This is a genomic window from Niallia sp. XMNu-256, from assembly GCF_036670015.1.
Taxonomy (GTDB): Bacteria; Bacillota; Bacilli; order Bacillales; family Cytobacillaceae; genus Bacillus_BD.
Map to the genome: position 1 here is coordinate 32,501 of NZ_CP137636.1, position 13,566 is coordinate 46,066.

Annotated in this window: 7 protein-coding genes and 1 rRNA gene (1 of these 8 running past the window's edge); 6 read left to right on the forward strand and 2 right to left on the reverse strand. The window is 40.1% G+C overall.

Annotated features, from left to right (window positions below; all coding sequences use genetic code 11):
* Positions 1-79 (forward strand): 5S ribosomal RNA (rrf, locus tag R4Z10_RS00155) (it extends 37 nt beyond the left edge of the window).
* Between the two features lie 82 nt (positions 80-161).
* Here rrf and R4Z10_RS00160 read toward each other — a convergent pair.
* Entirely contained in the window at positions 162-362 is a 201-nt protein-coding gene (locus R4Z10_RS00160; protein WP_338471251.1) for a sigma factor G inhibitor Gin, read from the reverse strand.
* A 221-nt stretch (positions 363-583) separates the two neighbouring features.
* Between R4Z10_RS00160 and R4Z10_RS00165 the strand changes: the two genes are divergently transcribed.
* Complete coding sequence (locus R4Z10_RS00165) at positions 584-2,011, forward strand: aminotransferase class I/II-fold pyridoxal phosphate-dependent enzyme (protein WP_338471252.1); 1,428 nt, start codon at positions 584-586, stop codon at positions 2,009-2,011.
* A gap of 19 nt (positions 2,012-2,030) precedes the next feature.
* The gene (gene tmk / locus R4Z10_RS00170; RefSeq protein ID WP_338471253.1) at positions 2,031-2,666 is read left to right on the forward strand and encodes a dTMP kinase; all 636 of its coding nucleotides are present in this window, start codon (positions 2,031-2,033) and stop codon (positions 2,664-2,666) included.
* 130 nt (positions 2,667-2,796) lie between these two features.
* Here the strand turns inward: tmk and R4Z10_RS00175 are convergent, their stop codons facing one another.
* Positions 2,797-11,022 carry a glucoamylase family protein gene (locus R4Z10_RS00175; protein ID WP_338471254.1) on the reverse strand — a complete coding sequence of 2,742 codons (8,226 nt, stop codon included), beginning with the start codon at positions 11,020-11,022 and terminating at the stop codon, positions 2,797-2,799.
* A 240-nt stretch (positions 11,023-11,262) separates the two neighbouring features.
* Here R4Z10_RS00175 and holB point away from each other — a divergent pair, with 240 nt between their 5' ends.
* Genes holB through yabA form a run of 3 tightly spaced genes read left to right on the forward strand, consistent with a single transcriptional unit; the run spans position 11,263 to position 13,469 of the window.
* Complete coding sequence (gene holB, locus R4Z10_RS00180) at positions 11,263-12,270, forward strand: DNA polymerase III subunit delta' (RefSeq protein ID WP_338471255.1); 1,008 nt, start codon at positions 11,263-11,265, stop codon at positions 12,268-12,270.
* Positions 12,263-13,090, forward strand: coding sequence for a stage 0 sporulation family protein (locus R4Z10_RS00185; protein WP_338471256.1), 828 nt, complete (start codon positions 12,263-12,265; stop codon positions 13,088-13,090). Before holB ends, R4Z10_RS00185 begins: the two co-directional genes overlap by 8 nt.
* Positions 13,091-13,103: 13 nt before the next feature.
* On the forward strand, positions 13,104-13,469 hold the full coding sequence (gene yabA, locus R4Z10_RS00190) for a DNA replication initiation control protein YabA (protein WP_338471257.1): 366 nt from the start codon (positions 13,104-13,106) through the stop codon (positions 13,467-13,469).
* Positions 13,470-13,566: the final 97 nt, after the last annotated feature.

The window sequence follows — 13,566 nt, forward strand, 5'->3', positions numbered from 1 at the left end:
TCCCGAACACGGAAGTTAAGCTTCTCAGCGCCGATGGTAGTTGGGGTTTTACCCCTGTGAGAGTAGGACGTTGCCAGGCAAACAAAGAGTATCCTTTTTATTTGGATACTCTTTTTCGTTTTCACAGTAAAAAGAGCATCTAAAATCAGGTGCTCTTTTTACTAAGAAAAGATCTCTGGTGCTGTTACCTTTCTTAACTTACTCAGAAAGTATTTATACTTTGGGTCATTTGTTTCAGTCGCAATCATATCCTTTTCACAATCTGAACAAATAAATGAAGTATACAGATGGATTCCCTTTTCTTTATGAACTTCACAAATCACACATACTTCTCCTCTTTCGTCCCTTGTCGCTGAATTCACTCGATTCACCTCCATATCATTATGTTGCCCATTGCAACATTAATATATACAACATTGCGAAAATTAAATCATATAGTTTACTTGATTAATATTGTATGTTTACCCTTTTCATTGGTTGTATGTCTCTTCATACTTTTATATAAGATGAATGTTGAACATTATGTTTGGTTTGATAAAATGAATGAGGATTGGATAATGAATTAGAAAAGGTAAGGTGTATAATGAATCATTCAATAACCCCTTTATATAATAGATTAATCAATCATATTAAGAAACATCCAATTTCCTTCCATGTTCCAGGGCATAAACAGGGGATAATTTTTACAGAACCGTTTTCATATTTTCATGACATACTTAATTTAGATGTAACTGAGTTAACGGGTTTAGATGATCTTCATTGCCCTGAAGGAGTTATAAAAGAAGCTCAGGATCTTTTGGCGTCTTTATATAAAGTTAATAAGAGCTATTTCTTAGTAAATGGATCAACGGTAGGCAATCTAGCTATGATATTGGCTGCTATAAAAGAGAATGATGAGGTACTAGTTCAGCGAAATAGTCATAAGTCTGTCCTTAATGGGATTGAATTGGCAGGGGGCAAACCTGTTTTCCTAGACCCTGAATACAATGAACAATGGGCTATTTCTCAAGGAGTTTCTCGAGAAATGGTTCAACATGCACTAGATATGTTTCCAAATGCTAAGGCGCTTGTTCTCACATATCCGAATTATTACGGACAGGTTAATGATCTTGAAGGCATTATTAAAATCACGCATAGCAAGAATATCCCTGTTTTGGTTGATGAGGCACATGGTGCTCATTTTATTACAGGGGGGGCATATCCAAAATCAGCCGTTCAATTAGGAGCTGATATAGTCGTTCAATCTGCACATAAAACTCTCCCTGCCATGACCATGGGTTCGTTTTTACATATAAATAGTCGATATATTTCAGTTGAATCGATAGAAAAATACCTTCATATTTTGCAGTCAAGCAGTCCGTCCTATCCAATTTTAGCTTCACTTGATCTAGCGAGAAGCTATGCAGCGACCTATGAGGATGACGATCATGAATACTTAAAGAAGGAAATAGAAACTTTTAAAAATAAACTCCATCAATTGGATCAAATTAATGTACTTGAGAGCAGTGAAGGGGATTTGCTTAAACTTACCATTCAAACAGCGAATGAATTAAGTGGATTTCAAATGCAATCTTTGTTTGAAGAAAAAGGTATTTATACAGAAATGGCTGACCCAGCTAATGTCTTACTCGTTCTTCCACTTTTAAAAAGGGGGATGGACTTTCCCTTCGATAAGGTAGTTGATACCATAGCTAGTTCATTAAACCCCTATAAAATACAGAGAAGGACAATCATTAAATCTAAATATCAGCCAAGAGTTTCAACTCTAGTCATTCATTCAAATCAATTTACCCAATGGAAGGTAAAAGAGGTTAATTTAAGGCAATCAATAGATGGAATTGCTGCAGAGCCAGTTACTCCTTATCCACCAGGAATTCCGATATTAATGCCTGGAGAGAGAATCACAGAAACAGTTGTTGAGCAAATAGAAGGTTTAATCGAAACTGGGGCAAGGTTTCAAGGGAATCCGAGAATTTACAAGCGATTAATCTATATTTTTGAAAAACAGTGAGTTGGAGGAAACAGGACAAATGGGTTATTTTATTACTCTTGAAGGTGTAGAAGGCTCTGGAAAATCTACGCTTATTCAAAATTTAAAGGAATTTGTCGGAAGTATCGGTAGAGAGGTTATTGTTACTAGGGAACCGGGTGGAATTGATATCTCTGAACAAATACGCTCAGTTATTTTGGATACAAAAAATACAAAAATGGATGGCCGCACGGAAGCATTGCTTTACGCTGCAGCTAGAAGACAGCATTTAGTTGAGCGAATCATCCCTTCGTTACAGGAGGGAAAGGTTGTCTTATGTGATCGGTTTATTGATAGCAGTTTAGCTTATCAAGGTTATGCTAGAGAGCTTGGCATTGATGAGGTTTTATCGATCAACGAATTTGCAATTGGAAGTTTTATGCCAGATTTAACAATATACTTAGATTTGGATCCTGAAATTGGTTTGAGTCGGATTCGTAAAAATAAAGGGAGAGAGGTCAACAGGCTGGATTTAGAGGAAATTCACTTTCATAAGAAGGTTCGAGAAGGTTATGAGGCTGTTATAAAGAGGTTCCCTGAGAGAATCGTGACAGTAGATGCAAACCAGGAATTTAATAAAGTATTTGCAGATGTAAAAGAGGTATTTTTGGATAGAGCAAAGGAAATATTTAACTAGTTAGGCAGGCAAAATGGGGTATTAAGTTCGGGTAGAAATCCGGTCAAATAAGAGAAAGGGTTTCTAGGTCCGCGTGCTGCTTACAAATCAACCAAGAAAACCCCCATTCAAAGAATGGGGGAAGGTATTCTTATAATCGAATCACGACAAAATGTTCATTACCGTCGTTTAGGAGTTCGATCGCGAAACCAGTGTCAAGGGAATCATTAATTAAATCAACTCCCTTTCCATCAACTTTAATTCCAGTGGATCCTGTATGATTTTCAACTTCAATTGTATAGACCGTATTTCCATAGCGATAAGAAGCTGAAAAACCAGGCCAATCCCGAGGAATTTTCGGGTCAATTACAAGCTTATCTCCACGACGTCGGATACCGAGTATCCACTCAATCCCAACTTGGTACATCCAGCTTGCGGCACCGGTATACCATGTCCAGCCTGCATGACCTTCATTTGGTATAGCGGTGTACACATCGGCTGCCATTGCGTATGGCTCTCCGACATATCGTTTAACCTCTTGATCGGTTCGGGTGTGATTCATCGGGTTCAGCATATTGAACATTTCCATCGCTTTATCCCCATTTCCAAGCTGACACCAAGCAACAATTCCCCAAATGACCCCATGAGTATATTGGGCGCCATTTTCCCTAAGACCTGGTGGGTACCCTTGAATATAACCAGGGCTCGGTTCTGTTTGATCAAAAGCCGGAGTTAACAAGCGAACAACTGATAATTCTCGTTCAACGAGTTCACGGTCAAATGAATTCATCGCTTGTTGGGCACGTTCTTCCGGGGCACCACCAGATATGACGGACCAGGATTGGGCAATGGCATCAATTCGACATTCATCATTTTCAATGGAACCTAACCAGTCCCCAGAATCAGTAAAGGCCCGGCGGTACCATTGACCATCCCATCCATGTTCATTTAAGGCGGCAACCAACTGTTCTCTTCTCTCAATGTAGCCTTTTGTCTTTTCAGAATCACCACGGTTATGACAAATTTCCTCAAACCGCCTTAACACATCACAAATAAACCAGCCAAGCCAAACACTTTCTCCACGGCCATTGGCACCAACTAAGTTCATGCCATCATTCCAATCCCCCACACCGATGAGTGGCAATCCATGTTCGCCAATACGTGACAGGGCTTTATCAATAGCCCGTAAGCAGTGCTCGTAAATATTGGCCAATTGAGAGGATTGAACGGTTGGCTCATAGCGTTCATGCTCACCTTCTTTAAGTGGTTCACTATGGAGGAACGGTACCACTTCATCTAATAGACTATCATCACCTGTATGCTCCATATACCTGGATACTGTATAGGGGAGCCACAATAAGTCATCAGAGAATAGAGTTCGAATTCCCCGTTGGGTTTCTTCATGCCACCAGTGTTGAACGTCACCTTCTTCATATTGGTGGGAGGCATGTAGTAATATTTGCTTTCGGGTTAATTCTGGCAAAGTATGCAGCATCGCTAAGGAATCTTGTAATTGATCCCGGAAGCCATAGGCACCTCCTGCCTGATAGAAGGCTGTTCTAGCCCACATTCGACAGGCAAGGGATTGATACAATAGCCATCCATTTAGCAGAATATTGGTTTTAACAGATGGGGTTGAAACTTGAATTTGATTTAAATGGTCTTCCCAAAATGTGATGACCTCTTGGAGTGCCTCCTCACAAGCAACGGGTTGACTATACTTGTTAGCCAATTCCACAACAGTCTCATTATCATCGTCACAGCCTAAAAGTACATAGACAACTTGCTCTGATTGTGGCTCAATTACGAGCTTTTGTTGAATTGCCCCACAGGATTCATGAAACACACCCGTTCGACAAGTTAGTGAAAGATAATCGAAAGCTTCAGGATGTTCCAATGAACCGTTACGGCCAATAAATTCGGTTCGATCTGTTGTCCACGATTGATTTTCCACTAGTTTGCCGCTGTCATCCTTAGGGAAAATGCCTAAAAAGGCAATTGCCTCACGGAAAATCTCTTGATACGTATTTCTTGCGGTTAAAATATGAGCAGTCTCGTTCCACTCTGAAACGATATAAGGTGCATTTGCCGGTCTCATGACACCGAGCACCCATTCAGCATAATACGTTAAAGAAATCTGCCTCTGTCGATCACTATTGTTTTTCAATACAACCCTCATAATTTTAACCGGATCTTGTCTTGGAACAAAAACAGTCATTTCATGGAAAATTCCGTTACGTTCATGTTCAAAACGTGAATACCCTCGGCCATGTGTGACTTTATAAGGTTCCTTCGCTTTAATAGCAGAAGGAGTAACAGACCAAACCTTGCCGCTTTCTTCATCTCGTAAAAAGGCTGTCTCTGTTGGCGAATCTAGGACGGGATCATTTGACCATGGAGTTAGCTTAAACTCGCGACTGTTATTCCACCATGTATAGCCTGTCCCTAGCTCCGATATGAACGTACCGAATTTTGGATTAGCCATGACATTAATCCATGGTGCTGGTAAGTGGTGTCCGTCTTTTATTAAAATATTGTACTCGTTTCCATTAGGAGAGAATCCCCCCCAGCTATTGAAAAACTGCCAATTTTTTGTATCCTCCAGCCGATATTGATCAGAAGATGGAGAATAGGAAACAAGAGGGGTAGCAGGAACCAATTTCTCTCTTTTTATAGCATCATCTTTGTCTTTAGGAATGCGCATTTGTGCTTTTAAGCTGACTCCGCCAGCCTGTAAAATTAAGCGGGATACAGCCAACAATAGACTTTTATCTTCTTCTGGTAATTGGTTTGCGGGAATTGCAAATACCCCGGAAGAACCAGCACCAAAGCGATTGACCCCATGCTCAGCTGCACGCTGCAACGATTCCTGTAAGTTTTGCTGATACCCACCTGCTGATTCATTGAGCAGGACAAGGTCAAATAAAATTCCAAGTCGTCGTAAATACTCATGACCCGTTAAGATTTTTACAATGAAAGGCATCTGACTTTCATTTTCAATCCGAACGAGTAAGATTGGACGGTCACCGGAAATTCCGTATGACCACAGGCTAGATTGGCCTTTTTGATTGTTCAAAATGCTACTCTCACTCTCTTTACGAAGAGGGGAGCGGTATAAAATTTGGCTTGCTAGGTATTGGTATTCGGTCGCTTCTTTACTTGATAAGTGTAAATTTCGCAACTCGATCTGAGCTCGATTCCAAGCCATTTGAAAGGCTCTTTCCATTGAATGGTCTGGTGTCAACTGGCGAACAATCTCAATGGCCTCTTCACGATTCTCACTCACAGAGGTAATCGCAAACATTTGAATTTGTTGGCCCGGCTTGATGGATACCCTTCGTCTCATAATGAAGGCTGGGTCGGCAACAGACCCTACTTTTCCACGAAGACGGGAACGAATCGCTTGTGGTTCTGATAAGCGATAGCCACGGCCGATGAAACTAGAGCGACTCGTATCATACTCAATCGTTCCCATCTGACCGCCTTCTAAAAGGATCTTATGGGCAGCCCATAAAGTTTGATCGCCTTTTTCCCGAGGTCTTCTACCAGCAACAAGACAGCCTGCATGTTGGTCAAATTCCGTCCGAATAAATAATTTGCTAAATGCGGGATGGGCTTCATCAGCAATTGGATTCGCTAAGGCTAATTCAGTAAAGGTTGTTACCTCAACCACCTTAGATTCTTCACTTGTATTGTTTAATGTGATCCGACGAATCTCTGCATTCCATTCGGGAGAAACGCAAATCTCCATGGATGTTTTGAGATCGCCATCTATCCTTGTAAAGGTAGCTTTATCCAATCCAAATCCTACGTGTTGATCCAATGATTCAACTTTACACGGCTGGTAAGAGGGAGACCAAACTCGATCCGTTGAAATATCACGTATATAAACATAGTTCCCCCAGTGGTCCATAACTGGATCAGGGCGCCATCTTGAAACAAGTAACCCTTTATAAAGGGTGAACCCGCTTCCACTGTTCGTCACCACCGTTGTAAAAGAACCATTCGACAGAACATTTACCTCAGGAGTTTGCGTCTTTGGTGAACGATACTCTCTTACAGAGACAGCGTCCTGTTTTTGTTTACTATTTTCCACATGATCTTGGGTTAAGGCTGGATGTTTTATAAATCGTGCTTTTTTCGGAATTCGTTCTTGTAAAAGCAGCTCAGCGGCCCGTACTTGTTTATTACGATGGAATCGCTCATAAATCGGTGTCGGCAGTAATACATTGGCAAGCGTTAAGAAACTCATTCCTTGGTGATGGGCCATAAAACTGCGAACCACCATATGTTTTTTATTTTCAGGTAAGCGTCTCTTCGTAAAATCGATCGCTTCGTAATAGCCATACTTTCCTCTTCCATTTAACTTTTCAATTTCCTTTAATGTTTGTAAGGCCTTATTCTTGGCAAAAGGAAGCGAAAGGATGGTAGCGTAAGGGGCCACAACTAAGTCTTGTTCTAGTCCACGTTTAAAACCTAGACCAGGAACCCCAAACGCACGATATTGATAATTCATTTGATAATCGAAGGCGTAGAAGCCAGATTCGGAAATACCATAAGGGACGCCCCGATTCTTGGCATATTCGATTTGCCGCTCCACAACAGCTTTGTACGTACTTTCCCATAGGGAGTTTCTATAGGTGCGCGTAAAGAGCCAGGGCATCAAGTATTCGAACATGGTAGCGGACCAAGATAGCAATACAGGTCTTTTTCCCACTCTAGTCATTGTTCTACCGAGTGCTTTCCAATGTGAAACAGATACTTGTCCTAAAGCAATCGAAATAAAACTTGCTGTTCTTGCCTCAGAAGCCATTAAATCATAGAGAATATCATCACGTTCATGCCGCTCCACATGGTATCCCAATGTGAACAGCTTTGCATCATGATCGTATAATGGAACGAAGTTGGTTTCCCTAATCATTCTGTCCATTCGTTTAATTAGCTTTCTTCCTTTTTCAATCCATTCGTCGCTAAGCGGATTTCGCAAAATTTTTCCAGAGCCAACTGGTGTCAGCTCCTCTGAAAAGGCAATTTGCAATGAGTCAAATTCACTATAGTTGGTATCTGCAGTAACATCATTTAAATGAAGTAAATCTGCTAATCCTTCTTTAACCGTAATGAGGCAACCTACAAGGTTTCCAGAATCTACAGTTGATACGTAAATAGGGGACAATGGTTTTAGTGTAACGGTGTCATACCAGTTGTAGAGATGTCCTTCCCATTTTTCCATTTTATCAAGCGTATCTAACGTTCTGTCCAATCTTTGTATCAATCCAGGTGTATCAATAAAGTGGAAATCCCTTGCTGCTAATATACAGGTTAAATATAACCCAATATTAGTTGGTGATGTTCGGTGGGCAATTCCGTTTGGTGGATCGATTTGAACATTATCAGGCGGTAACCAGTTGTCCTCCTCGGTTACATAATCCTCGTAAAAAGACCAGATCTCCCGTGAGAGCTTTCGGAGCTCTTCTGTTTCTTCCTTTGAAAAGGAAAGTCTCTCTTGACGCACAGGTTTGTTCAACCACCCCACCATGAATGGTGTACTTGTCCATAAAGCAGCAAGAATTAAACCAATCACCCTAACGGCAGTATTTTCATAGAGAAAAGTTGCAAGAATGAAAAGCCCAATTAGAAGATAACCACCATACAAGCCATAAATGTGATTTCGATTATGGGAATGTTTACGTTCTTCTTCCGCTGCCGTCGTCCATTGGAGTAATTGCCTTTTTGAAATGATCAGACGGTATAACGTTCGAGCAATTGCATCAAGCAATACGGCCGTTTGAAACGGCAGAGTAATAATTAAAACCATTACTTGGCCAAGGGTATAAAGAAAGCCCTTGAAATTCTGTATGACATTCTGTATCGGTACCAATGATCGGAATACAGGAATAAATAAAGTTGCCATCACAATGAACACCCATCTTAATGGGGAACCCGGGAGTACGGTTAATGCTAATAGCAATGTAAAAAACAGAGCCGGAGAAAGTAAACTTCGACGTAAATTATCAAAGATCTGCCAGCGTGTTAAAATGGACAAATCAACGGGTGCCAGTTCTCCATTTCGATTGCGGGCTTTTGGAAATAGCCATAATAGCAGTTGCCAATCCCCACGTACCCAACGATGCAGCCTTTTTTGATAAGAGCTAAAAAGGGAAGGATGATCATCAATTAATTCAATGTCTGACAGCAATCCAGCACGGAGAAAACCGCCTTCTAATAAATCATGACTCAAGACACGGTTCTCCGGAATTCGATCACAGAGGACTTCGTAAAAGGCATGGAGATCAAAAATTCCCTTACCTGTGAAAATCCCTTGACCAAAAGCATCTTGATAGGCATCAGATACGGCAAATGCGTAAGGATCAATTCCTGGATCTGAAGACCATAAATTAGCAAGATTTGATTTGGTAGTCGCATTATGACTAATGGCTACCCTCGGTTGTAGAATGCCGTAACCTTCAATGACTCTTGTACCAGATGGATTTAGTCTTGGTTGATTATATGGGTAATGCAGCGCCCCAATCATGCGATGAGCACTTTCTAAAGGGAGCTCAGTATCAGCATCAAGAGTAATAATATAGCGGACCTCTTTTAATGCTTGGAGGTTTCCTTCAATAACCGAAAAACTTGTCTCTTTTTTTCCTTTTAATAGCTCAACAAACTCAACTAACTTTCCACGCTTTCTTTCCCATCCCATCCATTTCTTTTCAGACAGATTCCATTTTCTTTGTCTCTGTAACAAATAAAAAGAGCCTTCTGGATAAGATTGATTTAATTGTCTAATCTTTTTCACTGCCGTCTTTAGGAAGATGTCATCCTCTGGACAAAGCTCTGAATCAGCATCAGCAAAATCACCTAATAAGGCAAAATGGAGATGCTGATGTTTATTGGCTAAGTAGTGCAATTGGAGCCGATCGGCTAATTCCTCTACTTCTTTTACCGATGACCATATAACAGGAATGACAACAGCTGTTGCCGCTTCTTTTGGAATCTCCTTGGAAAAATCATATCTTAGCAGATGAACGGGTTCTTTCGTTTTTTCTATAAAATAATGTACTCCGGTTATGGCCCATTCCAATGCTGGAAATGACAGGACCAAGAGGACAGCCAACCATTGGAATGGTGAAAGAACTTGATCCCAGCCAATTAATAGAGTAAATGCGAATAAAAAACCTGCAAAAACCCCGCCAAGAGTATTGAAATACGTTGCTGCCGGACGTCGCATAATTTGTGTTTCAGGTACCGGTTTTGGCTTTCCACATTTTTTAAGTGCCTTTCGTAAAGCATCGATGCCATCTGGCTCGAATAAATAAAAGGCAACATAAGCCTTGCGAGGCAATGGTTCGGAGCGGTTCTTTGAAAGACCCTTTACAAATGCTTCAACAAGCTCAATGGCTTGGGTTGCGACTAGGTTTTCCGGAAGTTTAAAACGACGGCTTAAATATTCAACCCGCTTCCGAAGGGTATTCCGACTAGAAAAGTCTAATTTGGCATAGGTTCCGGTTGGCTCTTTTCTAAGTGTTTGCTCAACAACGGAAATCTGTTCAAATGTTTCATGCCAATTCCACCGATTTAATTTTCGTAGGCTTGTAATTAGATTGCCCGTGGAAATTCCAAATGAGGACTGGAGCTGGTATTCGTAGGATAAGATATGGTCAAGGCTTTCAGGCCCATTTTCCAACTTACAAACTAACCATTCTCCAACGGTAGCGGTATAATCGGCTCTTTCTCGTAAATGGGTCACTAGATGGACAATCATTGGCCCCGAAAGAGGGAATTCCTGTCCATAATTCTCCAATACTTCATTTAGCCTTTCAGGGGTAATCTCGCTTGTCTCGAAATGGGAGAGCACATCCTCAACGAAAGCACAGGTTTCATGACGTTCTTTTAAAGTATTCATCACTTCAGCTAGACGGTGAATCAGAGCTACTCTCATAAACATTGGAATCGACCATACTTCAGACATAGTTAGTACGGATACTTCCTGGTAGGCACGTACATAGGAAATAAAACTATCCATATTTAAATTTCCATCTGTATACTTTATATAATCCTTACAAATTGAAAAAATCCGGGCTTCCTTTGTTTTCTTTAAATGTGGAAGTAAATTGACGACCTTTTTTGTCAGTTCCTCTTTAATGACTAAGGCTTGTTCTTCCAAAAACTCAGCGTTATCGAGGAGCCATTCTTCAGCAGGCTGGGCACAAGAGGCTCTTTTTTCACGTAAAAGATGAACGAAAGAACGTAAATCCTCAATATCTGATTGACCCAATCCCCAAAAAAGTTTAGATGATTTACGCTTCATATGAGGGTCATGGTTCAATGCAGACTTATGTGCTTCCTCTCTAAGCTGTTCTTGACTTAAAATCACTTTAATTTCCCCCTAAAAATTACATTGCAAAATCTGCATTATATAAATGTGCCCAAATTAAGGAAAAATTATGCATTTTAAAGGGAAAGCCTGTTTGGTTCGGATTTTTGCAAGGTAGCAACAATGCTATTACAGGTGTTTGTTTCAACAAATTCTTGCTATAATAGAACTACATCATAAGAAAGAGTTTCTATGATAAAAAGATAAATCATTAATATAAATAAGTTAGTGAGTGATAGTGTGGTAAATACGTGGGAGGAAATCCAGAAAATACAGCCTGTTGTCTTAAAAATGATAAAGAATAGTTTAGAAACGAAGCGAATTGCCCACGCTTATTTATTCGAGGGAATGAGAGGAACAGGAAAAAGAGAAATGGCCATGCTTTTGGCGAAAGGCTTGTTTTGTCTATCTCCTCAGGATGAGGTTATTCCTTGTGAGAATTGTATAAATTGTAAAAGAATTAATCATGGCAATCATCCTGATATTCATATCGTTGAACCGGATGGATTATCGATCAAAAAACAACAGATCGGCGAATTACAAAAGGAATTTTCAAAGACAGGATTGGAAACGAACCAAAAGTTGTACATGATCTATCATGCAGACCGAATGACCGTCAATGCTGCAAATAGTCTGCTTAAGTTTCTCGAAGAGCCTCATCCCCAAACCTATGCTATTTTAATCACGGAACAGCAACAGAGGATGCTGCCAACAATCTTGTCGCGTTGCCAAATTCTCTCATTTAAGCCCTTATCCACTCAATACTTTATTGAGAAGCAAATCGCAATGGGCATTAAGAGTGAAAAGGCACCACTAATTGCAGAGCTTACTAATAATTTAGATGAAGCTTCAGAGCTGAGTAATAATGAATGGTTTGCACAAGCCCAAAAGATAGTGGTAAAATTATATGAAGTGCTTATGAAGAGTTCTTTAGAAGCACTCGTTTTTCTTCAAGAAGAATGGTATCCGCACTTTAAAGAAAAGGAACAAATTGATCGTGGATTAGATCTTTTACTTCTTATTTATAAAGATTTATTATATATACAAATTGGGAAACAAGAGCAGACGGTTTATGTCAGTGAAGCCCCAAAGATAGGACAGTATGCTTTCAAAATTTCAGGTCGGCGTTTGGCAGCACAAATGACAACGATTTTGGAAGCTAAGAGAAAGCTTCAAGCGAATATGAATACACAATTGTTAATGGAGGAGCTAGTGCTTAGCTTGCAGGAGGGATCTTCAAATGTATGACGTTGTAGGTGTACGTTTTAAAAAGGCGGGGAAAATCTATTACTTTGATCCCGGTGATCTCTCAATTCAAAAAGACAGCTTCGTCATTGTCGAAACGGTAAGGGGTGTCGAATATGGCAAAGTGGTCATAGGCCCCAAACAGGTTGACGAAGAGGATGTTGTTCTCCCTTTAAAAAAAGTACTAAGAATTGCAGACGAAAAGGATCACTTGATTGTGAAAGAGAATAGAAGTGCCGCGAAAGAAGCTTATGAAGTTTGTAATGAAAAGGTATCCACCCATCAACTAGATATGAAATTAGTAGATGTTGAGTATACATTTGATCGTAATAAAATTATTTTTTATTTTACAGCGGATGGAAGGGTCGACTTCCGAGAGTTGGTAAAAGACTTAGCGGCTATTTTCCGCACAAGAATCGAGCTTCGGCAAATCGGTGTCCGAGACGAGGCGAAAATGCTTGGTGGAATTGGTCCATGCGGAAGGATGCTCTGTTGTTCTACGTTTTTAGGTGACTTTGAACCAGTCTCTATCAAAATGGCAAAAGATCAAAATCTATCATTAAACCCAACGAAAATTTCAGGATTATGTGGCAGGCTCTTATGCTGTTTAAAATATGAAAATGATGAGTATGAAGAGGCAAAGCAACAACTGCCAGATCTAGGCCAAATCATCGATACTCCGCTTGGTACTGGAAAGGTCGTAGGACTAAATATTTTAGAAAGAGTCATACAGGTGAACATTCCAGAACTAGAACGTGTAGTAGAATATACTTTAGACGAAATCCTTAAAGAGGGTGCTGTATCGGTACAATCCACAGATTAATGAGGTGGAACCAGTGGATAAAAAGGAAATTTTTGATTCAGTCAGTAATATGGAAAAACAGATTGGACAACTGTACCAGCAGCTTGGTGAGTTAAAACAACATTTGGCAGAATTCCTCGAAGAGAATAACTCGTTAAAGCTGGAAAATGAAATACTGAGAAGTCGCTTGGAAGAAATTCGTAACATGGAATATGAAAAAAAGAAGTCGAATAAGAAGAAGTCCAATTCAAACGAAATTGGATTTGTTGATATAGGAGAGGGCTATGATAATTTAGCTCGCCTCTATCAAGAAGGATTTCATATATGTAATCTTCAATTCGGCAGTCCACGAACAGAAGGAGATTGTATGTTTTGTTTATCCTTCTTAAATAAAAAGTAATAGCTAGCCTTCCTAATTCTTTGGGAAGGCTATTTTTTAGAAACTAAATGAAGAAGAGCAATGAACAGAAGTATTGGGAGAGTGAATATGGCCAAAA

What these genes read in the sequence shown, in the direction of transcription:
- R4Z10_RS00165 (WP_338471252.1), top strand. Translation starts at nt 584, where the DNA reads ATGAATCATTCAATAACCCCTTTATATAATAGATTAATCAATCATATT.
- tmk (WP_338471253.1), top strand. Translation starts at nt 2,031, where the DNA reads ATGGGTTATTTTATTACTCTTGAAGGTGTAGAAGGCTCTGGAAAATCT.
- R4Z10_RS00185 (WP_338471256.1), top strand. Translation starts at nt 12,263, where the DNA reads ATGTATGACGTTGTAGGTGTACGTTTTAAAAAGGCGGGGAAAATCTAT.